This window comes from Pigmentiphaga sp., assembly GCF_033795525.1.
Taxonomy (GTDB): Bacteria; Pseudomonadota; Gammaproteobacteria; order Burkholderiales; family Burkholderiaceae_B; genus Pigmentiphaga.
Genome location: NZ_JARYGM010000003.1, coordinates 562,449 through 588,157, shown reverse-complemented (window position 1 = coordinate 588,157; position 25,709 = coordinate 562,449). Strand labels below are relative to the sequence as shown.

The following is a 25,709-nucleotide window of genomic DNA, read 5'->3' as shown; positions in this document are numbered from 1 at the left end:
CCGGCTCATGAAAGGCCGGATGTCTCGCTCCTGCGACCCTAGATGACCGAGCCCTCCACGTCGCCGGGCATCTTGAAATTGGGCAGCCGCTGCAAGTTGCCCTGCTCGTCGACGGCCAGGCCCGATTCGTCGGCCGCGCGGCGCAACACTTCCTCGTGCCAGGTCACCGCGCCGCCGCCGGTATGTCCGCCGACCAGTGCGAGCATGGTCAGCTCTTGGTCGCCGTAGTTGCGAAAGCCCCGCATGACGCCGGTGGGCACGGAGATCACGTCCAGCGGCTGCAGCACGATCTCTTCTTTGTCGTCGCCGATCAATACATGGACCGGACCGGTAATGGGAATGAAGACTTCGGCCGTCTTGTGCGCGTGCAGTCCCGCGCCGCCACCGGGCGGCACGACGATGTAAGAGATGGTGAAGCCGTGGTCGTCGGTGATGGGCGGCTGCATGTCGGGGTTCTCGACCACGCCTCGCCCGATCACCTTCAGGTTCTTTTTCCTGCCCTCGGGCAGCAGCGAATCGACGAAGGCGAGACTGAACGGCTTGAGTTGGCTGAAGCGCGCAACGCGCGTGCGCGCTATGGTTTCTAGCAACGGGCTGGCCATGGAGGCTCCTTGACGGTCCGCGGCATGGGAAGTCCACCGCGATGCCCACATCATGGCCGCGCGCGCGGCTTCGATAAATTATCGATTTGCTATGCCCGCCATGCCGTCAAGGTATGGCGGCGTCCGATCAAACACGGGCGCCGCGGCGGCGCCCCATGAGCCGCGCGCCTTGCCACTGCCCCCCCTGCACCTGAGCCATGATGAGTTCGCGCACCATGGGCAGGACCTCGCTGGCCACGCGCGACAAAGGACGCGACACCGGCCAGGCCAGGCTGCGCTGCAGCCACAGCCCGGTAATGGGCGTGGCGGCCAAGCCCTGCTCCAGGGCCACGCTGGACGGCAGGTAGACGGTATATCCCATGCCCATGCGCACCAATTGCGCCGCCAGCGAAAAGGTGCCGACTTCCGCCTCTATCCGCAGCGGAACCCGCTGGCGCGCGGCCAGCGCCTCGATCTCGTTGCGTATCCCGGCGCGCGATACGCCGGTGAGAATGAGCGGCAAATCCCGCAATTGCCGCACCGGGACTTCGCTGCGCGCCAACAGCGGATCTCCCGCGGGGCCGACCAGGCATAAGCGGTCCTCGAACAGGGGCTCGACCGCCAGCATGTGCGAAGGCGGCGGCGCCGGCGTGGCCCCGCTCAGCAGCGCGATATCCACCGCGTTGTCGCGCAGCATGTCGTGCATGGCGGGGCTGAAGGCCTGGATGATGTGCGGCTGCGCCTCGGGGAAGCGCCGCTTGATGGCCACCGTCAGCGGCGCGCCGACAACGGAAACGTAATTGGGCGTCATGCCGATGATCACCGGCCCGGACGGCGGCCCTTGCGTGTCGTGGACGTCGCTCTTGAGCTGGTCGAAGCTGCGCAATAGATATTGGGCCCGATCGAGCAGACGGCGCCCCTCCGGCGTCAACGTCGCGCCGCGCAAGTGGCGCTCGAACAGGCGCACGCCCAGCTCGTCTTCCAGCATGCGGATGCGCCGGCTGAGCGCAGGCTGGGCAATGAAAAGCTGCTGCGCCGCCTTGGAGAAATTCTGGTGCGTCGCGACGGTGACGAAGTACTTCAGTTGGCGAATATCCATAGCGCCTGCCATCCCGGGTCCGGTCCGCCATACCGCTGCGGCATGACCCCTGGACTGCGGAAATATGACGCGCCGCCGGGGGGCCGGCCCTATCATAGCGATGTCGCTCTAGCTCGTCACCGCAACACCATGAAGCCTGATGACACCTTGCTCGCCCGGCTCGACCCCGACATCGCACCACGGGTCATGCGCCTGGTCGAGGCCGAGACCACCCCTGCGCACCTGCTGGACCCAGCCCAGGTGCGGGCGGCCTTCCTGCGCAACCGCCAGCCGCTGCGTCGCCCGCCCGTGCCGCTGGACATCGAAGACCGGCACATAACGGCCGATGGCGCGCCGCTGCCATTACGCGTCTACCGCCCGCGCCTGCCACGGCCGCCCGCCCTCCTCTACATGCACGGCGGCGCATTCACCAATGGCGACCTCGACAGCCACGACGCCATCTGCTGCGCGCTGGCCGTCGATGCAGACGTACTGGTGGTCAGCGTCGATTACCGCGTCCTGCCCGGCCATCCTTTTCCGGCAGCCTTGAACGACACCATCGGCGCGCTGCGCTGGATGCATGGCGCCGCCGGAGCGCTGGGCGCCGATCCGGACCGGCTGGCCATAGGGGGGGACAGCTCTGGCGCCAACCTGGCCCTGGCAGCGGCGCTGGAGACCCGGGGCGACATCGCCTTGCGCGCCCTGTGGCTGGCGTACCCCATTATCGGCATCGACTTCGATACCCCTTCTTACCGCGAGAACGCCAACGCGCCGCTGCTGACGCGAGCCCGTTGCCAGCGCATCCTGCGTGATTACCTGGGGCGGGAACCGACATCGGCCGACTGGCGCGCCGCGCCGTTGCTGGCGCCGGATTTCGGTGCCCTGCCGCCGGCCGTCGCGCTGGCGGCGGAACTGGATCCGCTGCGCAGCGACGCCGAGATCTTTGCCGATAAGCTGCGGGCGGCCGGCGGCATGTGCGAGTTGATCCACGCCCCGGGCATGCCCCACGGATTCCTGCGGTGGATCGCCGAGAGCGAGGCCAGCCGCCGCATTGCGCGCCAGAGCGCCGCAGCCCTGGCCCGCTTGCTGGCCTGAGCCGCAGCGGCGTGCCTGCGCCGTCGGGGCGACCCGCACCACCGCCCATATGGCGCCAGGCTAGTCGGCCGTGATGTTCGCCGTGCGGACGATCTTGCCGTAGACCTCCGTGTCGCGCTTGACCATCTCGGCCAGCACCTCGGGCGGTCCGCCCACCAGGATTTCTCCCGAGCCCTCAAGCGCTGCCTTCACGTCCGGCATCTGCAGGATCTTGTTGATCTCCCGATTCAGCCGCTCGATGACCGGCGCCGGCGTCTGGCGCGGCGCGAACAGGCCGCTCCAGATATTGGCCACCACCGCGGGATAGCCCTGTTCACGGATCGGCGCGATATCGGGCGCGAACGCAAAGCGCTCGGCATCGAGACCCCCCAGCGGGACCAGCGCCCCCGATTTCAGATGCGGGGCAAGCGTGCCATAAGGGCCGAATATCAGCTTGACGTGCCCGGCCAGCGTATCGGCCACGGCCGGCGCCAGGCCTTTGTACGCGACGAACATCATGTCGATGCCGGCGGCCTGCTTGAACATTTCGCCCGCCACATGCATAGGCGAACCACTGGACGACCCGGTGTAGGTGACGCCAGGATTCCGCTGGGCGTAGCGCACCAGTTCATCGAGCGTCTTGACGCCCAGGCCGGGATGCGCGGCCAGGACCAGCAAGGCCTTGGACGGAACGATGACCGGCGCAAAATCCGCCTGCACGTCATACTTCACCACGCCCTTGGGCAGGACCAGCGGCGAGAGCACGAACGTATTGGGCGCCATCATGAGCGTATGGCCGTCCGGCACCGCGCGCGCAACGTGCGCCGCACCCAGCGTGCCGCTGGCGCCCGGCCGGTTTTCGACGATGATGCTCTGGCCAAGACTGACGGCGAGTTTTTCGCCTATGACCCGCGCCAGTTTGTCGGGACCGCCGCCGGGAGGAAACGGCACGACGATGGTGATGGGCCTGGCCGGATAGGCCGTATCCGACGCCGCTTGCGCCCCGGGAACCAGGGCACAAGAGACAAGAAGCAGGGCAAGCAGCGCAACAGATTTCATGACAGACCTTCCGTGCTGAACAATTCCAAGGAAAACCGCCGGCCGTTGCGCTCCTGCGCGAGCGCCCGACCGGCGGGCAGAGGCGTTAGGCGAGGCGCGTGCCGCTGGCCGACACCCCGCCATCCACGGGCAACACCGCCCCGGTAATGAAAGAGGCCTCGTCCGAGGCCAGCCACAGAACGGGAGCCGCGATCTCGGCGGGATCCCCCCAGCGGTTGATGGGCGCCGGTACGCAGCCGCGCTCCACCAATTCGTTTTCCGTCATGCCGCGCGCCGCCGCGCGCCCCAGCGTGAAGCCGGTCAGGACCGAGCCGGGACAGACCGCATTGGCCCGCACGCCATGGCGGGCTTCTTCAATGGCCAGCACGCGCGTGGCGGCGATCATCGCGGCCTTGGTCGCATCGTATTGGCCCATGCCCCCCCGGCCGCTGAGGCCGAACGTAGAGGCCACATTGACTACCGCGCCGCGGCCGCTGTCCCGCAGATACGGCAGCATCGCGGCCGTGACGAGCGCGGTTCCCGTCACGTTGACGGCAAGGATGCGTTGCCACGATGCCGCGTCGGCATCGGCAAGCCGGTGGTATTCGCGGACGGCGGCGTTGTTGACGAGGATATCGAGCTTGCCGCCTTCCTGGCCGATAAACGCCGCAAGTGCGCCGACCTGCGCCTCGTCGGAAATATCGCAAACCTGGGTGGCCACCTGGGGCGATTGGATGCGCGCCGCGGTGCGGGCCAAGGCCTGCGCATCGGCGTCAACCAGCACGATGCGCGCGCCTTCGGCGACGAACAACCGCCCGATGGCCTCGCCTATGCCGCCGCCTCCCCCCGTCACCAACGCCGTCTTGCCCTGCAATCGAAACGTCATCGCAACCTCTGTCAAACCGGGTAGTCCAGCGCGCCGGCCGGATTGTCTATGCGCGACCGCTCGGTGATCTGGGTGACGAAGGCCGTGCGCAGCAGCCGCCGCACTTTGACCACGTCCTCGTCCGGACCGAGCAGATATTCGCGCGACCGGGCTTCGATCAGGTCCCCCTGCGCCTCGGCGGCCATGGCGTCCTCGTCGCTGACCTGCTTGAGCCGCGCAATGGCGACCTCGTTGAACAGCCGGGTCGCCTCGGCGCGTTCGGCCGGCGTGGAGGCCCGCCAGGCCAGGTACCGCACCACCATCGTGTGCTTCTCGTCCTGGGGGAACTGCCACAGCCGCGAGGCATAGGGCGCGGCGCCCGGCGCCGGCATGATGGGATTCGTGGTCAGACAGGGAAGACAGAAACGCTGGCCTTTGACGTCGACGGTGAAATGCCCATGGTTGAGGGAATTGCCCTCGAGGTCCACCGACACGCCGCGGATGCCGTGCGTGGTCTTGATGATCTTGATGCGCCGGTCTTCCAGCGGCGTTTCGGTATCGCCGGCCTTGCGCTCGGCACGGTGCACGGCCTGGGAATCCGTGTGCAGCACGACGGCGTGGAAACCGTCGCTGCCGTCGATGGCCAGCAGCCAGTTGGCGTTCCAGATTTCGGTAGGCAGGCGAAAGCAGATGAATTCGTCGGGCTTGAGGAGTTCTTCGGGCACCTGCGTTTCGAGCGGCGGCGGCGGAAAGCGCGTGGCGTCGCCCAGGTAGGCCCATATGTAGCCGCCGAGTTCCCGCGCAGGATAGGCGGTTACCGCCAGCTGGTCGTGATGCCTCGTGTGGGACGGCTCCCAGGGAATCAGGGTGCAGCGGCCTTCGCCGTTGAAGCGCAGGCCGTGCATGAGGCATTGGAGATCGCCGTCCAGCACCCGCCCCACCGAAAGCCGGATGCTGCGGTGCGGGCACCGGTCACGCACGACATTGGGGTTTCCCGCCCCGTCGCGCCAGACGGCGAGGTTTTCGTCGAGCACCTTGATGCCCACGGGGCGATCGGCCGGCAGTTCCTCGCTCTGCAGGATCGGGTACCAATAATTGCGCAGCCCGGAGGGCAGGCCCTCCGGAATCAGGCTGGCCAGTTCCTTTACGACGGTTTCGTCACCCACGGTGCCCTCCTAGTTCGTTGCATCCACTATAAGCGGCGTTTTTATGCAAGTCAATATATCGTTGTCTGTCCTATCACATTGATTTTTTTCAGTTTCTAAATAAGTAGACTTATATGTCTACATACAATAAAAAGGGAGCCTGGGCCCGGTATGGTATTTTCTCGGGCCGGAGGAGATCCATGCTCGCAGACCCCCCCAAGCCCCGTACCGACGACGTTCCAGCCGAACCGGATCCCCTGCTCGTGCTCTACAGCATGCCTGGGCACCTGATTCGCCGGGCCAAGCAGAAAACGACGCTGGCCTTCGCACCCATCGCCCGCCGCTTCAACCTGACGCCCATCCAGTACGTCGTGCTCAAGGCGGTGGCGATCCGGCCGGGGGTGGACCAGGCCGAGCTGGGCGACATCGTCGGGCTCGACACCTCCACCACTGGCCAGGTGGTGGCGCGGCTGGAGCAACGCGGCTTGATCGGCCGCCGGGCCGATGGCCGCCGCCAGCGGGTCGAGATCCAGCCTGAAGGTCTGTCGATGCTGGAGGCACTGCAGCCGGCACTCAGCGATATCCAGGAAGAAATCACGCACCCGCTCACCGCCAAGGAAAAGCAGCAGTTCCTGCGGCTGCTCTCGAAGATGCTGGGTATCGCCAATCTTTATCACCAGCCGCGCGCCCGCCGGCGCCCGCGTACACCCGGCCGGTAATCGCGCCACGGACGGGCGCCGGGCAGCCCGTGCCGATAAAATCGGGGCTTCCCCCAGGAGGCCTCTGCCGGCGGCCCCCGGGGCCACCGCTGCAAAGAAGGCCGACTTGGAACTTCGCCAGATCCAGTATTTCATCTGCCTCTTCGAGGAGGGCACCGTGACGGGCGCCGCGCGCCGCGTCAACGTCGTCCAGCCCGCGCTCAGCGCGCAGATCGTCAAACTCGAAGAAGAACTGGGGCAGAAGCTGTTCGTGCGAAGCGCCCGGGGCATGGAACCCACGGAAGCCGGCCGCCGCATGTACCAGTTGTACCTGCCCATCCTGCGCGATCTGGCCCATGCGCGCGAGCAGATGACGCTGCGCAGCGGCGAAGTCGGCGGCCAGGTCGTGGTGGGCATGATCTCATCGCTGGCCGAAAGCGTGCTGAGCGAAGCCCTCACCGACTTCGCGCAGGCCTATCCCAAGGTCCACGTCACCGTTACCAATGGGGCACTGCTGGACTGGGTGGCAGCCGGCAAGATCGATGCCGCCATCGTCGACAAGCCGCGGCGCCCGTTCTCGCTCAGCGTCGAGCCCATCATCGACGAAGAATTAGTACTGGTGGGCCCCGACGACGACCGGGTGCCGGACGTCCTGCCGCTGGCGGCCGTGGCTGCCCTGCCCCTGTTGTTTACGCCACGCGAGCATAATTTGCGCGAGATCCTGGAAGACTATGCCCGCCAGGAGAACCTCGTGTTCAAGCCGGTATCCGAGATCTATTCGATGACCGCGCTGCTCAACCTGGTCGAAGACGCCGGCTTCTACGCCATCCTGCCCCGCACCGTCGTACGGCGGCACGCACGGCGCGCTTCGCTGCGCGTGCGCACCATCGAATCGCCGGCCATGGTCCGCCAGATCATCTGCGTCACGCATCCACGCCGCCCGCTCAACACCGCGTCCGCCTTGTTCGTCGAAGTGCTGCGCCGGCACATACGCGGACTGCCCGACGGCACGGCATGGCCCCAGGACGCCGGCCGGAACGGCTGACGCGGCGAGCCGCCGTCCGGGCGGTCCAGTTCTGCAGCCCGGTGATATGCATCGGTGATGGCTGCGATCAGTATTAATCATGGCCGGCGCGGCGTTTGGCCTCGCGTTCTCACTTAGAATTTTTGCAGAAGCAGTAGGAGACTCGCATGAAAGCACCGGCACGCGCCTTGCTCGCCATATTGTCCCTGGCCGTGGCGGCCGCCTCGCCCCTGGCGGTGGCAGACAACTATCCTTCCAAGCCCGTCCGGATGATCGTGCCCGTTACCGCCGGCGGCGGCGTGGACACGGCTGCCCGCCTCATCGCCACGCACCTGCGCGCCGAGCTGGGACAGACCTTCGTGGTGGAAAACAAGCCGGGTGCCGGCGGCAACATCGGCCTGGACCTGCTGGCGAAATCCCCGGCCGACGGCTACACCCTGGCCGTGATCCCCAACACCATGACCATCAACCATACGTTGATGAGCAAGCTGCCGTTCGACACGCTCAAGAGCTTCGCCCCGGTCGTGCAGATCGGCAATACGCCGGCGGTGCTGGGCGCGCGCGCCGGGCTGGCGCCCAAGTCCCTGAAGGAACTGGTGGCCTACGCCAAGAGCCACCCCGGCAAGCTGTCCTACGCCGGCTGCGATACCGGTTCCGCGCTGCACCTGGCCGGCGAGATGTTCAAGCAGCAGGCCGACGTCGACATCACGCACGTCCCCTACAAGGGCTGCTCGGACTCCGTGCCCAACGTGCTGGGCGGCCAGGTGGACCTGATCTTCATCACGCTGACCAACATCGCCGGCTACATCAAGGATGGCCGCATGCGCGTCTACGCCGTCGCGGCGGATCGGCGCACGCCCTACGCACCCGACCTGCCGACCGGGGCGGAACAAGGTTTCCCGGACTTCAACATCGACATCTGGTATGGCATGCTGGCGCCGGCGGGCACGCCGCCCGACATCGTCGCCAAGCTGAATACGGCGGTGAACGCCATCCTTAGAAAGCCGGACGTGCAGAGCTCGCTGGCCACCAGCTATCTCACGCCGGTGGGCGGCACCCCCGGGCAGTTCGGCCAGAAGATCCGCTCCGACATCGAACGCTACGGCGCCGTCATCCGGAAGGCCCATATTCGCGTCGAATGATTTCCTTGTATTCCCTTGTTCACACACCGAGACCGCTATGTCCAAACTGAGACTTTCGCTAGGCTGCTGGGACTATGACCGTACCCGCGCGCTGATGGACGGCACCGTCGTTCCCGACGGCATCGACCTCAACTACCTGAACATGCCGGTGGAAGAAACCTTCTTCCGCATGCTGCGGCATCGTGAGTTCGACGTGGCGGAAATGTCGCTGTCGTCCTACACGGTGTCGCTGTTCAAGCCCGACCGGCCGTTCATCGCGATTCCCGTCTTCCCGTCGCGCTTCTTCCGCCACTCCTGCATCTACGTGAACGCCGACGCCGGCATTCGCGAGCCCAAGGACCTGATCGGCAAGCGCATCGGCACCCCCGAATACCAGATGACCGCACCGGTGTGGATACGCGGCATCCTGGACGAGCATTACGGCGTGCCGGTCGATAGCGTCACCTACGTCACCGGTGGCGAAGAAGAGCCGGGCCGGCCCGAGAAACTGAAGCTCGACCTGCCGGCCAACATCAAGATCGAACAGATCGGCCCCACGCAGACCCTGTCGCAAATGCTGCTAGACGGCGAAATCGACGCCCTGCATACGGCCCGCATGCCCTCCACCTTCCTTACCGGCAAGGGCAAGGTCAAGCGCCTGTTCCCGGACTTCGAGTCGGTCGAACGCGACTACTTCCGCAAGACGGGCATCTTCCCCATCATGCATACCGTGGTCATCCGCCGCGAGATCTACGAAGCCAACCGCTGGGTCGCGCAATCGCTCTACAAGGCCTTCGTGCAGGCACAGCAGATCGCCTACCAGAACCTGAAGGAAACCGCGGCGCTCAAGATCATGCATCCCTGGCTGCTGGGCAACATGGAAAAAGTCGTCGAGGAAATGGGCGATGATTTCTGGGCCTACGGCTTCGAGAACAACCGCAAGACGCTGGAAACCTTCCTGCGCTATCACCACGAAGGCGGGCTGTCCAAGAAGCTGCTGACGCCGGAGGACTTGTTCGCGCCGGAAACCTTCGAGGCGTTCAAGATCTAGTCGGGAAAAGCTCATCCAGCGCCGGCCGGCGCGGGATGAGCCCTTGCTCGTAGGACCAGCGTATCTGCGTCTCTATCATGTCGCGGTTCACCTCCAGGCCGTAGGGCCAGAAGTCCTGGCCCATCAACGCCTGGGTGCTCTCGGCTTCGGCCTGCATCCACGGCAGCATGACAGGCAGCGCCTGGTGAATGGCCAGGCGGTCCTGGGCCATTCGCTTGGCCTGGCTGAAAGCAGTCAGCAATGCGCCCGGCAAGTCAGGGTACGCTTCGGCCACATCGCGCCGCAGGGCAATCACGTGCATGATCGGAAAGCGGCGCGTGCGTGCGTAGTACTTTCTTTCCACGTCGCGCCAATCCGGAAACAGCCGCACGACGCCGGCGCGTCCGAAGGCCACCGGCGGCGTGTAGGCAATCAGCGCGTCGAGCTCGCCGGCCTCTATCATCGAGGACAAGGTGCGCCCTTGCACGGCCTGAATGCGCACACCCTGCGCCGGCCAATTGCGCGAATCGATCGCCTCCCGCTCGACATGGTCGACATCACCGGCGAACCACTCGCAGCTGCCCGGATCGAACCCGTATTCGTCCGACAGCATGCCGCGTGCGACCAGTGCCACCGTATTGGAGTATTCGCGCAGGCCGATGCGCTTGCCGGCAAGGTCGGCCGGCGTCTCGATGCCGCTGCCGGTCCGGACATAGATGGCCGAATGGCGAAACGAGCGCGACGGGAAAATCGGCAGCGCCAGGTACGGGCAGCCGCCGCGCACACTGGCGATCAGGAAGTTGCTGAAAGACAGCTCGGTGACCTCGTACTCGGCTGTCTGGAACGCCTGTGCAAAGATAGCTTCGAGGTCGCCAGTTGCGAACTGCGTCTCGAAGCCCTCGACGCCGACGCTGCCGTCGACCAAGGCACGGGTGCGATCGTAGTCGCCGACGGCGACCCGGATGGAGGGTTGGGTCATGGCGTAGCCTCGTGGCGTGGACAAAGGGACTATATCTTGGCGCCGGACGCCTTGATGATCTTTTCCCATTTGACGATCTCGGCTTTCGTGAAATCGCCCAGGGCCTCGGGCGTGCCGCCTGCCGGGACGGCGCCCTGCTGGGCCAGTGCTGCCTTGACGTCCGGCATCTGCAGGATCTTCACCATGGCGGCGTTGAGCTTGTCGATCACCGGCCGGGGCGTGCCGGCGGGCGCGTAGATCGCAGACCAGGCGGCGGTCTCGAATCCCGGCAGGGTCTCGGCAATGGTGGGTACGTCGGGTACCTGCGGCGCCCGCTGGGCGCTGGTGACCGCCAGGATGCGCACTTTGCCGCCTTTGACCATAGGCAGGCCCGTAGGCATGTTGACGAACATCATTTCGACCTGGCCGCCGGCAAGATCGACGATGGCCGGGGCGCCGCCCTTGTACGGCACATGCAGTACGTCAATACCGGCTATCGACTTAAACAACTCGGACGAAAGCTGGCTGGACGTCCCCAGCCCGGTAGAAGCGTACGACATCTTCTTGCCCGACTTGGCGTATGCGATGAGCTCTTGGGTGGTATTGACGGGTAGCGAGGGACTCACGAGCAGAATGTTGGGCACGGTGCCTACCAGCACGACGGGCGCCAAGTCCTTCAACGGGTGGTAGCCGAGTTTTTCGTACAGCGTGATGTTGATCGAGACGATCTCGGACCCCATCAGCAGCGTGTAGCCGTCGGCGGGCGACTTGGCGACTGCCTCGGCGGCAATGTTGCCGCCCGCGCCGGAACGGTTCTCGATCAACACGGGTTGGCCCAGCGCCTCGGCCAACCTCGGGCCTACGGTGCGGGCGAAGAAGTCCACCGTGCCGCCCGCCGGAAACGGCACCAGCATTTTGATCGGTTTGGAAGGATAGGTCTCGGCACGGGCGACACCCGACAACACGGCTAAAGCGGCGATCCAGCAGAATACGGTGAGGCGTTTCATGGCTAGGCTCCTGGCGTCAAGGCGGGGGAGGAATAGAGTCAGGCGTAGTTGATGACCATCAGGCGAATCTCGGACATCTCGTCCATGGCGTAGCGCGTGCCTTCGCGGCCGGTACCGGACTCCTTCCACCCGCCGAAGGGCATGTTGTCGATGCGATAGATCGGCACATCGTTGATCATCAGACCGCCGACTTCCCAATCCTCGAGCGCACGGAAGGCACGGCGCAGGTCCTGCGTAAAGATGCCTCCCTGCAACCCGTACTTGGAATCGGCGGCGCGGCGCACGGCCTCGTCGAAATCCCGATAGCGGTTGACAGTAACGACCGGTCCGAAAATTTCTTCGTCCTCCACCTTCATGCCCGGCCGGGTGCCGGCCAGCACGGTCGGCATGACCACGGCACGCTCGCGCGAGCCGCCGGCCAGCACGCGCGCGCCTTGCGCCACGGCCTCGTCGACCCACGCCTGGATGCGCCGGGCCGAGTCCTCGTCGATCACCGGGCCCACATCGACCCCCTCTTCCATGGGATTGCCCACGCGGCAGGCCTTGACCTTCGCGACGAGCTTCTCGGTGAAAACATCGGCCACCGACTCCTGCACCAGGATGCGCTGCACGCCGATGCAGTACTGGCCGCCGTAGACCACCCCGCCGCGCACGCAGCGGGCGGCAGCCAACTCCAGGTCGGCGTCCTCGGCTACGATCACCGCGCCGTTGCCACCCAGCTCCAGCGCGACCTTCTTGCGGCCGGCAATGGCTTTGATGTGCCAGCCCACCTTTGCGCTGCCGGTAAAGGTCACCATCGCGAACCGGTCGTCGCGCACCATGGCCTCGGCCAGGTCGACCGGGCAGTGGCAGACTTCCAACGCACCCTCCGGAAGTCCCGCGTCGGCCAACAGCTTTTGCAGCAGCAGCGCAGTGAGCGGCGTCTGCGGGGCCGGCTTGAGCACCACGCTGTTACCGACCGCAATGGCCGGGGCCACCTTATGCATGACCAGGTTGAGCGGGAAATTGAACGGTGCAATAGCCAGAATGGTTCCGATCGGAAAGCGGCGTGCAATCCCCACGCGCCGACGCATCGAAGCCAGCGCCGCATGATCCAGATCGGCGAGCGAAGCCGGGCGGCCGTCGGCGCCTGTGGTCTGGTACTCGAACACGCCGGCGTCCGCGTCCAGGGGGACTTCGTCGCCGTGCTGAAGCCGGGCTTCCGCCGCCGCATTCGTCAGGTTGAAAATCGCCCTGGAGACCTCGCCGCGCGCATCGTAGAGCGGCTTGCCCGCCTCGGCGGCAATGGTCCGGACGAACTCGTCGCGCCGCGCCTTCAGCAATTCAGCAGCGCGTGCCAGGATGTCCGCGCGCGCGAACCGCGGCAGCTTGCGCATGACCTCGAAGGCACGCTGCGCGCGGCCAATGGACCGCTCGACGTCGGCTGAACTGGCCACCGGCATTTCGCCCACGACGCTGCCGTCATAAGGGGAGAGGATTTTCTCGAAGGACATGCGTCAGGCTCCCGGCGCCCATGAAAGAGGTTTCATTAAACGCGCCCGGGCTGTCACGCGGAAGCCAGAAACAAGTGATGGTGGTGTTCTTAAAAATAGAACACTGGCGGGGGAGTCACCGCCTCTTGCATACCGCCAGGAGCGGCTGGAGGAAGGCCGTGGCTGCCGCCGAAAGCTTGTGGTGGCGCGCGGTAATGATGTCCAGGCTGGCCAGCCGGCACGACTTGTCCGAGACCGGCACGCCGACCAGCAACCCGGCGGCCTCCTCGTGCGCAAAGGTAAGCGGCGGCATGCACGAGATCACGTCCGAACCGGCCACGAGCGCCTTGAGCAACTGCAGAGAGTTGGCCACGCAGTGAACCGACAGGGCGACGCCCGCGCGCGCTGCGGCGTGGTCGATCAGGTAGCGGGTACCGAAGGTTTCGTCCGGCAAGGCCATTCGCTCCCCGGCCAGGTCCGACATGCGCAGCGACTTGCGGCGAGCCAAGGGATGGGAAGGACGGCAGATGACCTGCAGCGGTTGCGGGAGGCGGCCTTGGAGCACGAGGTCCTCGCGGCTCAGCACGTCGAAAGCCAGGCCGATCTCGGCCGACTCCCCGACCACGCGGTCAGCGATCTGGTGCGTGCCGCAGACCTCCACTTGGAAGTCGATGCCGGGATAGGAGGCGCTGAAACGCGTCATGAGCGCCGGCAGGAAGTCGCCAGTGACGGCTTCGATGACCGCTAGCCGGATCGTACCCCGGCGCAGTGCCGTCAAGTCGTGGATGTCGGAGCGGACACGCTCGATGCGGCTGCCGTTGTCGCGCACGAACTCGAACAGCATGCGGCCTGCTTCGGTAGGCAACATGCCGCGGGGCGAGCGTTCGAACAGCGGCGTACCCAGCTCCTGCTCCAGATTGACGATCTGGCGGCTGATGGCGCTGGGCGCGACGAAGAAAATCTCGGACGCCCGGCGCAGAGAGCCGGTGCGGACAACTTCGGCAAAGTAGCGAAGAGCCTGGGGCTGGAGCATCGCCGAGCGATGGGTTGCGGTCCGCTACGGGCAGGGGTTGGGCTGAGCGCTGTGTATGGCCTCGATACCCTCGACCACTTCAGGCGACAACACGACCTCGGCACTGGCGATGTTTTCATCCAGCTGGGCGATCGAGGTCGCACCGATCAGATTGCTGGCAACGAAGCGCTGGCGGTTGACCCAGGCCAGCGCCATCTGCACCGGCGACAGTCCATGATCGCGCGCCAGCTGCACATACTGCCGTATCGCGGACTCCGCCTGCGGGCTGCTGTAGCGCGTAAAGCGCGTGAACAGGGTCATGCGTGCGCCTTCGGGGCGCGCGCCGTCCAGATACTTGCCCGACAGCGCACCCATCGCCAGCGGCGAATACGCCAGCAGGCCGACCTGCTCGAAGCGCGAGAACTCCGACAAGCCGATTTCATAGACCCGGTTGACCAGGCTGTAGGGATTCTGGATCGACGCAATGCGTGGCAATCCCTTGGTCTCGGACAGCTTGAGGAACTGGGCCACGCCCCACGGCGTTTCGTTCGATACGCCGATATGCCGGACCTTGCCGGCGCGCACGAAGTCCTGCAGCACCGACAGCGTTTCCTCGATGGGCACGGTGTAGTCGTCCTCCACCCACGGGTAGGCCAGCTGGCCGAAGGTAGCGGTCGTGCGGTCGGGCCAGTGCAGCTGGTACAGGTCGATGTAGTCGGTCTGCAGGCGCTTCAAGCTGGCATCGAGCGCGGCGGTGAGGTTCTTGCGATCCAGGTAAGTCTTGCCGTCGCGGATGTGGCCGGGACGCTTGGCATCGCGCATGGGCCCGACGGCCTTGCTGGTCAGGATGATGTCGTGGCGGCGGCGGGTCTTGGCCAGCCAAGTGCCGATATAGGTCTCGGTACGGCCCTGGGTTTCGGCCTTGGGCGGCACGGGATACATCTCGGCAGCATCCACCAGGTTCACGCCACGGGCCAGCGCGTAATCGAGCTGTTCGTGCGCGTCGGCCTCGCTGTTCTGCTCGCCCCAGGTCATGGTCCCCAGGCCGATCAAGCTGACTTTGAGATCGGTGCGTCCAAGTGTGCGGTATTCCACGTGCGTACTCCGGTTGTTGATGATGCGCACTTCAAGGTTACCGCAAGGCTGCGCATCTGGACCAACGCCGGCCGGAGCATCACCCGCGCCCCTTTTGCACCAGCGTACGGGCTATCACGCCGATAAATGACGTTCCCGCCGCGCCTTCAATTCCACGGATCGATGGTCATGTGGATGGCGCCCTCCACGCCCTGGCCTGCCAGGCTGCGCAGGGCAAGATCGGTGTCTTCCAGCCCGAACATATGGGTGCTCATCTTCTTGACGCCGTGGCGGTCGCCGGCGATCAGCTGCAGCGCCAGTTCCACCGATTCGTAGCTGTGTCCGCGCATGCCTTTCACGGTCAGGAAGCGGGCGATGATCCGGTCGCTGTCGAACTCCGGTATGCGGCGGCGCTTTTGCCCGCCCAGGATGACCCGGCCGCGCTTGCGGGCCAGCTGGATGGCCGTGCCGACGGATTCGGTGCCTCCCGCCGCGCAGTCGATGACCAGGTCCGCCATCAGCCCGCCCGTCAGCTCGGCCACCGTCTCGAGCAGGTCCTGCGATTCGATGTCGATGGTGTGGTGGGCGCCCAGTTCGCGCGCCAGCGCAAGGCGGCGCGTATCGGTTTCGTTGGACAGCCCCGTCACGATGATGCGTTCGGCTCCCGCTTCCCGCGCGGCCACCACGCACGACAGCCCTTGCTGGCCCGGCCCCTGTATGACGACCGTCTGGCCTGGCCCTGCGCCGCCTTGCAGATAGGTCCATTCGATACCGTTGGCCAGCGGCAGCGCCAACGCCGCGTGACGCGGCGATACGCCCGCCGGTACGCGATGGAATACCGTGTTCAGATGCAGGAACTGGTATTGGCTGAAGCCGCCCCAGAGCCCCGGCTCGACCGCCAGGCCGGTAGCCCCGTAGCGCAGCCCGCCCAGCCGCCAATCGGTCGCATCGCACAAGCGGAATTCGCCGCTGCGGCAGAACTCGCAATGGCCGCAGGGCAGGTACTCTTCCAAGGCGACCAGGTCGCCTTCTTTCACGCCCCATTTGGCGCGGGCGACCTCGCCCAGTTCGGCCACGTGGCCGACCGTTTCGTGGCCGAGCACCAGCGGGCCGCGGCTGGCCGGCAGCTGTTGGTAATAGGGCCAATCGCTGCCGCAGACGCCGGTAATGGCCACCTTGAGCAAGCCGCTGGTGGCCGACGTGACGGGTGCGGGCAGTTCGCGCAGTTCGGTCTTGCCGGCCTCCACCGCGACGGCGGCGCGTACGTTGAGCGCCATGGCGTCACACCGACGCGTGAGGTTGGCCGGGCTGCACGCTCAGCGCTTCGGCGGCCGCCTCTTTGAAGTGCTGGTCGCGCGGCAGGATGACCGCGGCCGACCGCACGTGGTGCGCGGAAGGTTGCGTCCCCGGCGGCGGCACGCCTTCTTCGGCCAGCGCCTTGACGGCCTTCATCAAGGCGCGGCGCATTTTGACAATGCCGTTGTCCGTCGACGTCAGGTGTTCCTTGGTGCGATCCTGGATAGGGCCCATGCTTTCCTGCAGCGATGCATCCTGCATGCCTATGCCCTCGACCCCGCTGAAGGTCTTGCCGGCTTTCTGCGCAGCGCGGTCCATCAGGTAGTCGTTGTCCTTGTTCTGCAGCGGGCGGAAGGTACCCGGCACGTAGCGCACGTGGATGCCCTTGCCATCTTCCATGGCCCGCACTTCCGCTTCGGTCAGCGGCCGGGTCGCGTGGTAGTCGAAGCTCCAGGCCCAGCAGTTCTCGTCGTCGATGGGTACCCAAAAGTGGCCGTGCACGGGATGGTCGCCCCGGGGCGGCACCATGGTGAAGCAGGGCATCAGCCACGGCGTGATGCGCCAGTAGTAGGTATCGTCATCGGCATTGCGGCGCACGCCCACCAGCAGGCCCGTATCGGTATCCACCACTTCGAAGACCGGCCGCAGATCCTTGAAGTTGTACTGGTTGCCCGCCGCGCCCTTGAACAGCGGATCGGACTTCAGGCTGTCCCGGTGCAGCCACGACACGTGGCTGGAATCGATGCCGCCTTCCAATGCCTGCAGCCAGTTGTTTTCCTGGATCCGCTTGGAGACGAAGCGCTGGTTGTCCGGCACCATGGCGAACTCGTACTCGGGCAGGGGCGGCTGGTGTTCGGGCGGACCCATGTAGGTCCACAGGATGCCGCCGCGCTCGACCAGCGGGTACGCCGTCAATTTCACACGGGTGTGGAAGTCGCTGCCGTCGGGCTCGGACGGTACCTCCAGGCATTGCCCGTCGGCGCTGTATTTCCAGCCATGATAGGGGCAGCGTATGCCGCCGCCCTGGCCTTGGTCCTCGTAGCGGCCGAACCACAGCGACACGCCGCGGTGCGCACAGAATTCGTCGATCAGGCCCAGGTTGCCTTCCTCGTCGCGTATGGCCAACAGCCGCTCGGAAAGCAGTTTGATGCGTACCGGCTCGGATCCCGGCCCGGGCAATTCACTGCTGAGCAGAACCGGCAGCCAGTAGCGGCGGAACAACGCTCCCAGGGGCGTTCCCGGTCCGGTCTGGGTAAGCAAATCGTTCTGTTCTTTCTTCAACATCGGAGTCCCCTCGTTCAGATATCGTTCCGTATAAAGGAACATTGTTCCTTGATAGGAAACGAAGTTATCATTCGCTCCAACAACATGTCAATCCGGCGCGCATCGCCGATGCCGGTCAACAGAACCTGGAAAGAAAGGAGACACAACGATGATGCCTCATCGCCGTTCCATCGCGCGCGCGTTCTGCGCCACCCTCGCATTGGGCGCCTTCGCCGCGCCCGCCTGTGCCCAGGATACGTGGCCCAACCGCCTCGTCAGGGTCGTCGTGCCCTATGCGCCCGGCGGCAGCGCCGACACACTGGGCCGGCTCATTTCACGGCACCTTTCCGAGACGTTCAAGCAGAGCTTCGTGGTCGAAAACCGCGGCGGCGCCGGCGGCGTCATAGGCTCGCAAATGGTCGCCCGCGCCGAACCCGACGGCTATACGCTGGTGGTATCGGGCATAGGCTCGCACGTGGTCGCGCCGCTGACCAACGCGTCGAGCTTCGACCCGATCAAGGACTTCACCCATATCGCGCTGCTGGGCGGCCCCCCCACGGTGCTCGCCGTGAACGTCGCGCAGCCCATCAAGGACGTCCCCGGCTTCATCAAACACGTCAAGTCGCTACCCGAGGGGCTGAGCTGGGCCTCGCCCGGCCAGGGCACGCACGGCGCCCTGATCGGCGAGGCATTCCGCCAGGTCACCCATCTGAACCTGGTCCACATCAGCTACAAGGGTGCCGGTCCTGCCGTTGCCGACGTAGCGGCCAACCAGGTCCCTGCCGCCTTCATCACGTTGAGCACCGCTGCGGGCAATATCAAGTCCGGCAAGCTGCGCCCGCTGGCCGTGACGTCGGCGCAGCGTATCGTCGACTTTCCCGACATCCCAACCTTCAAGGAACTGGGCTACCCGCAGCTGACCGGCACGACCTGGTTCTCGCTGTCGGGCCCGGCGGGCATGCCTGCCGATCTGGTGCAGAAGCTGAACGTCGCCGTGCGCAAGGCCTTGCAGTCGCCGGAAGGCCAGGCCGAACTACGCGCCCAGAACATGGAAACCTTCGACTGGGATGCGCCGACCTTCAATGACTTCGTGAAGAAGGAAATCGCGCACTGGAGTCCGTACATCAAGCAATCACAGGCCACTAAATGAGGGGGTGGGTTACGTCCACCGCGCCGACGCATGTATAAAGATGGATTCCTTCCACCTTTGTCATCGCACATGCAAGACTCACAGGACGGCACCGAAGGAAGGCTTTCTTCGGTCGCCTCGGCCATTCGCGTCCTCAAGGCGTTTTCCGAAACCGAGGTCGAAATCGGCATCAGTACGCTGGCCAAGCGCCTGGGGCTGGCCAAGAGCACGGTCCACCGCCTGGCCAGCACCCTGACCTCGGAAGGCCTGCTGGAACAGAACCCGGAAAACGGCCGCTACCGGCTCGGACTGGGCCTGTTCGCCCTTGGGGCGCTGGTGCGCCGGCGCATGGACATATCCACCCAGGCCTTGCCCTACCTCCACGAACTGCGCGAGATCACCGGAGAGACCGTGCACCTCGCGACGCTGGAGCAAAGCAACATCATCTATCTCTTCAACCTGGAAAGCCACCAGGCAATACGCATGCGCTCCTACGTGGGCGCCCGCAAGCCGGCCTTCTGCACCAGCGAGGGCCGGGCGCTGCTCGCCTTCCAGGAGCCGGAGGTCCTGGCACGGGTCGTCAAGGACGGGCTGGTGGCGCGCACGCCCCATACGCAGACCAATCCCGCGGAGCTGCGCAAGACGCTCGAACTCGTGCGCCGCGAGGGCTATGCGCAGGACGACGAGGAAAGCGAAGTCGGCATGCGGGGGCTGGCTGCGCCGGTACGCGACCACAGCGGCAATGTGATCGCCGCCATCGGTATCGCAGGACCGGTCCAGCGGCTGACCAAGAAGGCGATGCGCGGCTTCGTCGCGCCGGTCATGCAGGCGGCCGACGCTGTTTCCGCCCGCCTGGGCTATCAAGCCTGACATCGGCCGCATCATGGACGCCTCGCGCCGCGCGCGCATTCCCGTCTACTTGCTGACCGGCTTTCTCGGCAGCGGCAAGACCACCCTGCTCGGAGCCTGGCTGGGCCAGCCGGCACTGCGCGATGCCGCAGTCATCGTCAACGAACTCGGCGAGGTGGGCCTGGACGGGGCGCTGTTGGGAGTGGCGGATCAGTCCCTGGTGTCGGGCGCGTGTGTATGCTGCACGGGCCTGCCGGGCCTGGAGCAGGCGCTGGAAGATCTGTTCTGGGCACGCCTGGAGCGGCGCATGCCGGCATTCCCCGCCGTGGCCATTGAAACCACCGGCCTGGCCGATCCGGGGCCGGTCATCGAGGCCTTCCAGCAGCATCCGCTGCTCAGGGAGCGCTATGCGTTGCGTGCCGTGATCGCGGTCGCCGGCGCTGCCGGCGGCGCGACGGTCATCGATCGCCATCCCGAAGCGCAGGCGCAGATCCGGGCAGCGCACATGGTGGTGGTCACCAAGACGCGGGAGGCAACGGCCGGGCAACTGCGGGATCTGGGCGCGCGCCTGGCGGCGCTGAATCCCCAGGCACCGGTGCTGGTGTCCAACTTCGCCGACCTCGCGCTCGACACGGCACTGCAGGCGCTTTCACGCAGCGCCGCCGGCGCGCCCGCCGAGGGCCAGGCGGCAGACCGCAGCGCGCCTTCGCCCGCAGCCACGCCCGCGCCTTGCGCGGATGCCGTGGCGCATCACCACGGCCACGCCGGCCATGAGCCACCGCACGGACACCACCATACGGCCCAGGCATGCTTTCTGCCGCTGCCGCATCCGGTCGCCCGCGATTGGCTGCTGATCCGGCTGCACGCCCTCGCCGACGCGCTGGCGGACGACCTGCTCCGCCTCAAAGGCGTGGTGGGGCTGGACGACGGCCGGCACGGCCTGGTGCAGTTTTCCCCGGACGAACGGCGCTTCGATTTGCGCGCAACCTCCCCGCCGCCTGCCGGACAACCTTTGGGCCTGACCGTCATCGCCGAACACGCCGGCGCAGACCGCATAGGCAAGGCGTTCTTCGGCAGCAAGCCATCCGCGTAGCAACACCCCGGCGGGCACGCCGCTCGCGCGAGCGCCCTAGCTGTTCTCCAGCACGTCGGCCAGGCCCTGCTTCTCGAGCAGGGAGGACAGATGTTCCCAGCCGTGGAAGTCGATGATGATCTGGCCGCGTTCCTTGGCACCGATCTTGAACACCACTTGCGTACCCAGCCTGTCGGACAGCGCTTCTTCCAGCCGCACCACATCGCGCGATTTGGCCGCGGGCTTGCGGCTGGATTTCTGCGCCGACTCCTGCAAGGTCAGGGCCACGAGCTTTTCGGCTTCCCGTACCGACAGCCGCTTGGCGACGATCTGGGTGGCAAGCTGGATCTGCGTCGCGGCATCCACGGCCAGCAGCGCACGCGCATGGCCCATGTCCAGGTCGCCCGCGAGCAGCATGGTCTGCACCGGCACGGCCAGGTTCAATAGCCGCAAGAGGTTGCTGGTCGCCGAACGGGACCGTCCGATGGCTTGCGCGGCCTGCTCGTGCGTCATGCCGAACTCGCCGATCAGCCGATGTACGCCCTGCGCCTCTTCCAACGGATTGAGATCTTCGCGCTGGATGTTCTCGATCAGCGCCATCACCGCCGCGTTCTCGTCGCTGACTTCGCGCACGAGCACCGGCACTTCGCTCAGGCCGGCAAGCTGCGCAGCCCGGAAGCGGCGTTCGCCGGCGATGATCTCGTAGCGGTCGCCGTCGATGGCGCGCACCAATATCGGCTGCATCACGCCTTGCGTGCGTATCGATTCAGCCAGCTCCGCCAGTGCGCCTTCGTCCATCCGGGATCGCGGCTGGTACTTGCCGGCCTGCATCTTCCCGACCGGCAACATATTGGGCGGACCTTCCTTACGCGGCGCCTCGTCGGACGCCTTGGTCCCCAGCGTGCTGACCGCCGGCATGTCGGCACCCAACAGGGCATCGAGTCCGCGACCCAGTCCTTTGGGTTTCTTCACACCCTTCGTTCCTGCTTTCATCTCCATGATGTGCTTCCCCAAAGCTACAGCGTTTTCATGCGCTCTATCATTTCCGCCCCGAATGCCATATAGGCTTGCGCGCCCTTGGATGCGGGGTCGAACACCACGCCGGGCAAGCCGTAGCTGGGCGCCTCGGCCAGCCGCACATTGCGCGGAATAATGCTCTTGAACACTTTGTCGCCAAAATGGCTTTCCAATTGCGCCGACACCTGCTGTTGAAGGGTCACGCGCGGATCGAACATGACGCGCAGCAAACCGATGACGCGCAGGTCCGGATTGAGATTGGCGTGCACACGCTTGATCGTATTGACCAGGTCCGACAACCCTTCCAGCGCAAAGTATTCGCACTGCATGGGGATGATGACACCATGTGCGGCGGCCAGCCCGTTCAAGGTCAGCAGCGACAGCGTCGGAGGACAATCGATCAGGACGAAGTCGTAACGGTCGGCCACTGCGGCAATCGCATGCTTGAGCTTGCGTTCGCGCTCTTCCAGGTCCACCAAGTCTATTTCGGCGCCCGCCAGCTCGCGATTGGAAGGCAGGACGTCATAGCCGCCGTTCTCGGACCTTTTGGCAGCTTCGGCAATACTGGCTTCGCCGATCAGCACTTCATACAACGTGGCGCCCAAGTCGCGCTTGTCGATGCCGCTGCCCATCGTGGCGTTGCCCTGCGGATCGAGATCCACCAAAAGTACGCGTTGCTTGTGCGTCGCCAGGCCGGCGGCAAGATTGACGGCAGTCGTGGTCTTGCCCACGCCGCCTTTCTGGTTCGCGATGCAAAAGACTCGCGCCGTTGCGCGAGCCCCCTTGGCGGCCAGCGGTTCGGCGCCGGTGATCGCGCCCAGTTCGTCCGACCGTTCGCCGGCCTGCGCCGCCTCGTTGACCGTGCTGGAATTGGAAGACATCGAATAGATAGCCTGATTTTTCTGGAATTGAACCTGATGCGCCGACGGCCGGCGCCGCGCTATTTATTTATTGCCCTGCGACGACTCGTTTTCGATGCGGTCCATCCACACGAGGCACCGACGCGCAGACAATCTCGGTACGTAAAGCGTGGTGACCCCCTCCACTCGCCACAGCCCTTGATCCTTGAGCGATTGCATTTCCTCTTCCGGCGGATGCCCCTTCATCGCCGCGAGCACCCCGCCCGGCTTGACGTGGCGCCCAGCCAGCGCGGCGAAGTCGTGCAGAGACGCGAACGCCCGCGAAATGACCACATCGCAGTCCTCCGGTTCGAGCTCTTCCACCCGGGCATGTATGGCCTGCAGGTTGGGCAGCCGAAGGACGCCGGCCACGTGCTGGACGAAGGCGGTCTTCTTTTCCACCGCATCGACACAGCGGACGTCCCATTCCGGGCAGCAGATCGCGAGCACCACGCCCGGCAGCCCGCCTCCGGAACCAACGTCCAGGATTTTGGCGGATTGCCCAGCCAGCCGTTGGGCAAGCTCGGGCACGACTGCCAGGCTATCCGTTATGTGATGCAAAAGCATCTGTTCTGGCGCACGGATGGCGGTGAGGTTATAGGTGCGGTTCCACCGCAGCATCTGGGCCAGGTAATTCAACAGCAGGTCGATGCGCGAGTGGTCGAGCGGCAACCGCAACGCGGCGCAGTCCGATTCGAGCTGCGCGGCGAATACCGCGCCATTGAATGGCTCCGGAGCGGCTGTGGGCTTGTTGGTCACGCTCATGCCGCCCGGTTCGCGTCGAGGGGATCCGCGAGCCGTGCATACTGGCGACGCTTGAGGTGTATCAGCAACAGAGAAATGGCCGCCGGCGTCATGCCAGAAATCCGCGCCGCCTGGCCTATGGTTTCCGGTCGGTGCGTCTTGAGCTTCTGGCGGACCTCGAACGACAGGCTGCGCACGGAGTCGTAGTCGATATCGTCGGGAATGCGCTGGTTCTCGTGGCCCGCCTGCTTTTCTATCTCGGCCTGCTGGCGGGCAATGTACCCGGCGTACTTCACCTGGATTTCCACTTGCTCCGCGACGACCTTGTCCGCGACCCCTGGCCCCGCCAACAATTCCTCATCTGCATTCTTCGCTTGCATTAGGGCATCATAGGAAACGTTGGGACGCTTGAGCAAGTCGAACAGTGTGTACTCACGTTCAATAGCCTTGCCCAGCAAGGGCTCAGCCGTATGCGCCGGCAAGGTCCGCGGATTCACCCACGTGGAACGCAGCCGTTCCACCTCGCGCGCGACCGCGTCCCGCTTGCGGTTGAACGCGTCCCAGCGGGCATCGTCCACCAAGCCCAGACGGCGGCCAGTTTCCGTGAGACGCCAATCGGCATTGTCTTCGCGCAGGCTGAGGCGATATTCCGCACGTGAGGTAAACATCCGATACGGCTCCGTAACGCCTCGGGTCACCAGATCATCCACAAGCACGCCAAGATACGCTTCGTCGCGCCGAGGCACCCACGGCTCCTCGCCTTTGGCTTTGAGGGCGGCGTTGATGCCGGCGAGCAGGCCTTGCGCCGCCGCTTCTTCGTAGCCCGTGGTGCCATTGATCTGGCCGGCGAAGAACAGGCCCGAGATGGCGCGTGTCTCCAGCGAAGCCTTCAGGCCGCGAGGATCGAAATAGTCGTATTCGATCGCGTAGCCCGGCCGCAGGATATGCGCGTTCTCAAGGCCAGGGAGCGAATGAACCAGCTCCAGCTGGACGTCGAACGGCAAGCTGGTCGAAACGCCATTGGGATAGAACTCATTGGTGGTCAAGCCTTCCGGTTCCAGGAAAACCTGGTGCGAGCTCTTGTCGGCAAACCGGTGGATCTTGTCCTCGATGGAAGGGCAATACCGGGGCCCCACCCCCTCGATCACCCCGGTGTACATGGGTGAGCGGTCCAGACCGGCCCGGATGATGTCATGCGTACGCGCATTGGTATGCGTGATCCAGCACGGGACTTGGCGCGGATGCATCGACGCCTCCCCCAGGTAGGAAAAAACCGGCACCGGATCCAGATCCCCCGGTTGTTCTTCCAGCACGCTGAAATCGATGGTGCGTCCATCGATACGCGGCGGCGTCCCGGTTTTCAACCGGCCCTGGCCCAGCTTGAGTTCTTGCAGACGCTTGCCCAACGAGATGGCCGGCGGGTCGCCCGCCCGGCCCGCAGAGTAATTCTGCAGTCCTACGTGTACCAGACCATTCAAGAACGTTCCCGCAGTCAATACCACTGCACGCGCCCGGAAACGCAAGCCGATCTGGGTGACCGCGCCCACGACCCGGTCCCCCTCAAGAATCAAATCGTCCACCGCTTGCTGGAAGAGCCAGAGATTAGGCTGGTTTTCCAGGCGGTGGCGAATCGCTTTTCGGTACAGCACGCGGTCTGCCTGCGCACGGGTAGCGCGGACAGCAGGCCCCTTGGACGCATTAAGGATGCGGAACTGGATACCTGCCTCATCGGTGGCAAGCGCCATAGCACCTCCCAGCGCATCGACCTCTTTGACCAAATGGCCTTTCCCGATTCCCCCTATAGAAGGATTGCAGGACATCTGGCCCAAAGTTTCGATGTTATGCGTAAGCAGTAGCGTCTTGCTGCCCGTGCGTGCGGACGCCAGGGCAGCTTCAGTGCCAGCGTGGCCGCCGCCTACAACAATGACATCAAACTCGGTCGGATACAGCATGGTGAAGTCCAATGGGGAGGCCGGAAAGTTTCCAGCTGGGCCCTGGTTTCGCTACGGAAACGCCAGGACACGAGAGGGTTCGCGCGGGAAGAAGCGACTTTTAATACACGATTATAGGATCCCCTACTCTCCAAAGCGAGTCATAGAGACAAATCGAGTCATGTTTCACGTGAAACATCCTCGGTCCGCGCGTTTATTGCGACCGTATAGCCTTCACAAACGTGGTTTTAGTCCTAATCACCTGTTGTGCCGGCGGCGAGATCAGTCCCCGGTTCCGACTCGGCGAAGCCCGGGAGCTTAGTTGACGGGTC

Annotated in this window: 24 protein-coding genes; 8 read left to right on the top strand and 16 right to left on the bottom strand. The window is 65.2% G+C overall.

Annotated features, from left to right (window positions below):
- Positions 1–38: 38 nt before the first annotated feature.
- Together QHC78_RS11310 and QHC78_RS11305 are read right to left on the bottom strand one after the other, a co-directional pair.
- Positions 39–602, bottom strand: a complete 564-nt coding sequence (locus QHC78_RS11310; protein ID WP_319744498.1) for a cupin domain-containing protein — start codon at positions 600–602, stop codon at positions 39–41.
- Positions 603–729: 127 nt separating this feature from the next.
- Entirely contained in the window at positions 730–1,680 is a 951-nt protein-coding gene (locus tag QHC78_RS11305) for a LysR family transcriptional regulator (protein ID WP_319744496.1), read from the bottom strand.
- Positions 1,681–1,809: 129 nt separating this feature from the next.
- On the opposite strand from QHC78_RS11305, the gene QHC78_RS11300 reads away from it, so the two are divergent.
- Positions 1,810–2,754, top strand: coding sequence for an alpha/beta hydrolase (locus QHC78_RS11300; protein WP_319744494.1), 945 nt, complete (start codon positions 1,810–1,812; stop codon positions 2,752–2,754).
- A 60-nt stretch (positions 2,755–2,814) separates the two neighbouring features.
- Here the strand turns inward: QHC78_RS11300 and QHC78_RS11295 are convergent, their stop codons facing one another.
- The 3 genes from QHC78_RS11295 to QHC78_RS11285 all read right to left on the bottom strand — a co-directional run bounded on the left by QHC78_RS11295 (position 2,815) and on the right by QHC78_RS11285 (position 5,802).
- Positions 2,815–3,792 (bottom strand): Bug family tripartite tricarboxylate transporter substrate binding protein, encoded by a 978-nt coding sequence (locus QHC78_RS11295; protein WP_319744493.1) that lies wholly within the window; start codon positions 3,790–3,792, stop codon positions 2,815–2,817.
- Positions 3,793–3,877: 85 nt separating this feature from the next.
- Positions 3,878–4,657 carry an SDR family NAD(P)-dependent oxidoreductase gene (locus tag QHC78_RS11290; protein ID WP_319744491.1) on the bottom strand — a complete coding sequence of 260 codons (780 nt, stop codon included), beginning with the start codon at positions 4,655–4,657 and terminating at the stop codon, positions 3,878–3,880.
- 11 nt (positions 4,658–4,668) lie between these two features.
- Positions 4,669–5,802, bottom strand: a complete 1,134-nt coding sequence (locus tag QHC78_RS11285) for a Rieske 2Fe-2S domain-containing protein (RefSeq protein ID WP_319744489.1) — start codon at positions 5,800–5,802, stop codon at positions 4,669–4,671.
- A 179-nt stretch (positions 5,803–5,981) separates the two neighbouring features.
- Here QHC78_RS11285 and QHC78_RS11280 point away from each other — a divergent pair, with 179 nt between their 5' ends.
- The 4 genes from QHC78_RS11280 to QHC78_RS11265 all read left to right on the top strand — a co-directional run bounded on the left by QHC78_RS11280 (position 5,982) and on the right by QHC78_RS11265 (position 9,675).
- Complete coding sequence (locus QHC78_RS11280; RefSeq protein WP_319744487.1) at positions 5,982–6,500, top strand: MarR family winged helix-turn-helix transcriptional regulator; 519 nt, start codon at positions 5,982–5,984, stop codon at positions 6,498–6,500.
- A 106-nt stretch (positions 6,501–6,606) separates the two neighbouring features.
- On the top strand, positions 6,607–7,524 hold the full coding sequence (locus QHC78_RS11275) for a LysR family transcriptional regulator (RefSeq protein WP_319744484.1): 918 nt from the start codon (positions 6,607–6,609) through the stop codon (positions 7,522–7,524).
- A 146-nt stretch (positions 7,525–7,670) separates the two neighbouring features.
- Positions 7,671–8,645 carry a Bug family tripartite tricarboxylate transporter substrate binding protein gene (locus QHC78_RS11270; RefSeq protein ID WP_319744482.1) on the top strand — a complete coding sequence of 325 codons (975 nt, stop codon included), beginning with the start codon at positions 7,671–7,673 and terminating at the stop codon, positions 8,643–8,645.
- A 37-nt stretch (positions 8,646–8,682) separates the two neighbouring features.
- Positions 8,683–9,675, top strand: coding sequence for an ABC transporter substrate-binding protein (locus tag QHC78_RS11265; RefSeq protein WP_319744480.1), 993 nt, complete (start codon positions 8,683–8,685; stop codon positions 9,673–9,675).
- Here the strand turns inward: QHC78_RS11265 and QHC78_RS11260 are convergent.
- From QHC78_RS11260 to QHC78_RS11230, 7 genes are all read right to left on the bottom strand, one after another.
- On the bottom strand, positions 9,665–10,633 hold the full coding sequence (locus QHC78_RS11260; protein WP_319744478.1) for a PhnD/SsuA/transferrin family substrate-binding protein: 969 nt from the start codon (positions 10,631–10,633) through the stop codon (positions 9,665–9,667). The genes QHC78_RS11265 and QHC78_RS11260 overlap by 11 nt on opposite strands.
- 29 nt (positions 10,634–10,662) lie before the next feature.
- Positions 10,663–11,619: a Bug family tripartite tricarboxylate transporter substrate binding protein gene (locus QHC78_RS11255; protein WP_319744476.1), complete on the bottom strand. Its 957-nt coding sequence runs from the start codon at positions 11,617–11,619 to the stop codon at positions 10,663–10,665.
- A 38-nt stretch (positions 11,620–11,657) separates the two neighbouring features.
- Positions 11,658–13,112, bottom strand: coding sequence for an aldehyde dehydrogenase family protein (locus QHC78_RS11250; protein WP_319744474.1), 1,455 nt, complete (start codon positions 13,110–13,112; stop codon positions 11,658–11,660).
- 115 nt (positions 13,113–13,227) lie between these two features.
- On the bottom strand, positions 13,228–14,124 hold the full coding sequence (locus QHC78_RS11245; RefSeq protein WP_319744472.1) for a LysR family transcriptional regulator: 897 nt from the start codon (positions 14,122–14,124) through the stop codon (positions 13,228–13,230).
- 24 nt (positions 14,125–14,148) lie between these two features.
- A complete protein-coding gene (locus QHC78_RS11240; RefSeq protein WP_319744470.1) occupies positions 14,149–15,198 on the bottom strand; it encodes an NADP(H)-dependent aldo-keto reductase in 1,050 nt (349 codons plus the stop codon).
- A 146-nt stretch (positions 15,199–15,344) separates the two neighbouring features.
- Positions 15,345–16,454, bottom strand: coding sequence for a zinc-dependent alcohol dehydrogenase (locus tag QHC78_RS11235; RefSeq protein WP_319744468.1), 1,110 nt, complete (start codon positions 16,452–16,454; stop codon positions 15,345–15,347).
- Positions 16,455–16,458: 4 nt separating this feature from the next.
- Positions 16,459–17,757: an aromatic ring-hydroxylating dioxygenase subunit alpha gene (locus QHC78_RS11230; RefSeq protein ID WP_319744466.1), complete on the bottom strand. Its 1,299-nt coding sequence runs from the start codon at positions 17,755–17,757 to the stop codon at positions 16,459–16,461.
- 148 nt (positions 17,758–17,905) lie between these two features.
- Between QHC78_RS11230 and QHC78_RS11225 the strand changes: the two genes are divergently transcribed.
- The 3 genes from QHC78_RS11225 (at position 17,906) to QHC78_RS11215 (ending at position 20,807) form a co-directional block, all read left to right on the top strand.
- A complete protein-coding gene (locus tag QHC78_RS11225) occupies positions 17,906–18,886 on the top strand; it encodes a Bug family tripartite tricarboxylate transporter substrate binding protein (RefSeq protein ID WP_319744464.1) in 981 nt (326 codons plus the stop codon).
- Between the two features lie 69 nt (positions 18,887–18,955).
- On the top strand, positions 18,956–19,735 hold the full coding sequence (locus QHC78_RS11220) for an IclR family transcriptional regulator (protein WP_319744462.1): 780 nt from the start codon (positions 18,956–18,958) through the stop codon (positions 19,733–19,735).
- A 13-nt stretch (positions 19,736–19,748) separates the two neighbouring features.
- The gene (locus QHC78_RS11215; protein ID WP_319744460.1) at positions 19,749–20,807 is read left to right on the top strand and encodes a CobW family GTP-binding protein; all 1,059 of its coding nucleotides are present in this window, start codon (positions 19,749–19,751) and stop codon (positions 20,805–20,807) included.
- A gap of 36 nt (positions 20,808–20,843) precedes the next feature.
- On the opposite strand, the gene QHC78_RS11210 is transcribed toward QHC78_RS11215, so the two are convergent.
- The 4 genes from QHC78_RS11210 to mnmG all read right to left on the bottom strand — a co-directional run bounded on the left by QHC78_RS11210 (position 20,844) and on the right by mnmG (position 25,398).
- Positions 20,844–21,704 (bottom strand): ParB/RepB/Spo0J family partition protein, encoded by an 861-nt coding sequence (locus QHC78_RS11210; protein ID WP_319744901.1) that lies wholly within the window; start codon positions 21,702–21,704, stop codon positions 20,844–20,846.
- A 98-nt stretch (positions 21,705–21,802) separates the two neighbouring features.
- Positions 21,803–22,684, bottom strand: a complete 882-nt coding sequence (locus tag QHC78_RS11205; protein ID WP_319744458.1) for a ParA family protein — start codon at positions 22,682–22,684, stop codon at positions 21,803–21,805.
- Between the two features lie 63 nt (positions 22,685–22,747).
- Positions 22,748–23,467 (bottom strand): 16S rRNA (guanine(527)-N(7))-methyltransferase RsmG, encoded by a 720-nt coding sequence (gene rsmG / locus QHC78_RS11200; protein WP_319744456.1) that lies wholly within the window; start codon positions 23,465–23,467, stop codon positions 22,748–22,750.
- Positions 23,464–25,398 (bottom strand): tRNA uridine-5-carboxymethylaminomethyl(34) synthesis enzyme MnmG, encoded by a 1,935-nt coding sequence (gene mnmG, locus QHC78_RS11195; RefSeq protein WP_319744454.1) that lies wholly within the window; start codon positions 25,396–25,398, stop codon positions 23,464–23,466. The genes rsmG and mnmG overlap by 4 nt, the downstream gene beginning before the upstream one ends.
- Between the last annotated feature and the right edge of the window lie 311 nt (positions 25,399–25,709).

Bases quoted from the DNA above. Each gene is read 5' to 3' on its own strand.
- QHC78_RS11210 (WP_319744901.1), bottom strand. From the start codon at position 21,704: ATGCCGGCGGTCAGCACGCTGGGGACCAAGGCGTCCGACGAGGCGCCG.
- QHC78_RS11265 (WP_319744480.1), top strand. From the start codon at position 8,683: ATGTCCAAACTGAGACTTTCGCTAGGCTGCTGGGACTATGACCGTACC.
- QHC78_RS11220 (WP_319744462.1), top strand. From the start codon at position 18,956: ATGCAAGACTCACAGGACGGCACCGAAGGAAGGCTTTCTTCGGTCGCC.
- QHC78_RS11245 (WP_319744472.1), bottom strand. From the start codon at position 14,124: ATGCTCCAGCCCCAGGCTCTTCGCTACTTTGCCGAAGTTGTCCGCACC.
- QHC78_RS11300 (WP_319744494.1), top strand. From the start codon at position 1,810: ATGAAGCCTGATGACACCTTGCTCGCCCGGCTCGACCCCGACATCGCA.
- QHC78_RS11235 (WP_319744468.1), bottom strand. From the start codon at position 16,454: ATGGCGCTCAACGTACGCGCCGCCGTCGCGGTGGAGGCCGGCAAGACC.
- QHC78_RS11290 (WP_319744491.1), bottom strand. From the start codon at position 4,657: ATGACGTTTCGATTGCAGGGCAAGACGGCGTTGGTGACGGGGGGAGGC.
- QHC78_RS11310 (WP_319744498.1), bottom strand. From the start codon at position 602: ATGGCCAGCCCGTTGCTAGAAACCATAGCGCGCACGCGCGTTGCGCGC.
- QHC78_RS11305 (WP_319744496.1), bottom strand. From the start codon at position 1,680: ATGGATATTCGCCAACTGAAGTACTTCGTCACCGTCGCGACGCACCAG.
- rsmG (WP_319744456.1), bottom strand. From the start codon at position 23,467: ATGAGCGTGACCAACAAGCCCACAGCCGCTCCGGAGCCATTCAATGGC.
- QHC78_RS11270 (WP_319744482.1), top strand. From the start codon at position 7,671: ATGAAAGCACCGGCACGCGCCTTGCTCGCCATATTGTCCCTGGCCGTG.
- QHC78_RS11225 (WP_319744464.1), top strand. From the start codon at position 17,906: ATGATGCCTCATCGCCGTTCCATCGCGCGCGCGTTCTGCGCCACCCTC.
- mnmG (WP_319744454.1), bottom strand. From the start codon at position 25,398: ATGCTGTATCCGACCGAGTTTGATGTCATTGTTGTAGGCGGCGGCCAC.
- QHC78_RS11260 (WP_319744478.1), bottom strand. From the start codon at position 10,633: ATGACCCAACCCTCCATCCGGGTCGCCGTCGGCGACTACGATCGCACC.
- QHC78_RS11215 (WP_319744460.1), top strand. From the start codon at position 19,749: ATGGACGCCTCGCGCCGCGCGCGCATTCCCGTCTACTTGCTGACCGGC.
- QHC78_RS11205 (WP_319744458.1), bottom strand. From the start codon at position 22,684: ATGTCTTCCAATTCCAGCACGGTCAACGAGGCGGCGCAGGCCGGCGAA.
- QHC78_RS11280 (WP_319744487.1), top strand. From the start codon at position 5,982: ATGCTCGCAGACCCCCCCAAGCCCCGTACCGACGACGTTCCAGCCGAA.
- QHC78_RS11230 (WP_319744466.1), bottom strand. From the start codon at position 17,757: ATGTTGAAGAAAGAACAGAACGATTTGCTTACCCAGACCGGACCGGGA.
- QHC78_RS11250 (WP_319744474.1), bottom strand. From the start codon at position 13,112: ATGTCCTTCGAGAAAATCCTCTCCCCTTATGACGGCAGCGTCGTGGGC.
- QHC78_RS11295 (WP_319744493.1), bottom strand. From the start codon at position 3,792: ATGAAATCTGTTGCGCTGCTTGCCCTGCTTCTTGTCTCTTGTGCCCTG.
- QHC78_RS11255 (WP_319744476.1), bottom strand. From the start codon at position 11,619: ATGAAACGCCTCACCGTATTCTGCTGGATCGCCGCTTTAGCCGTGTTG.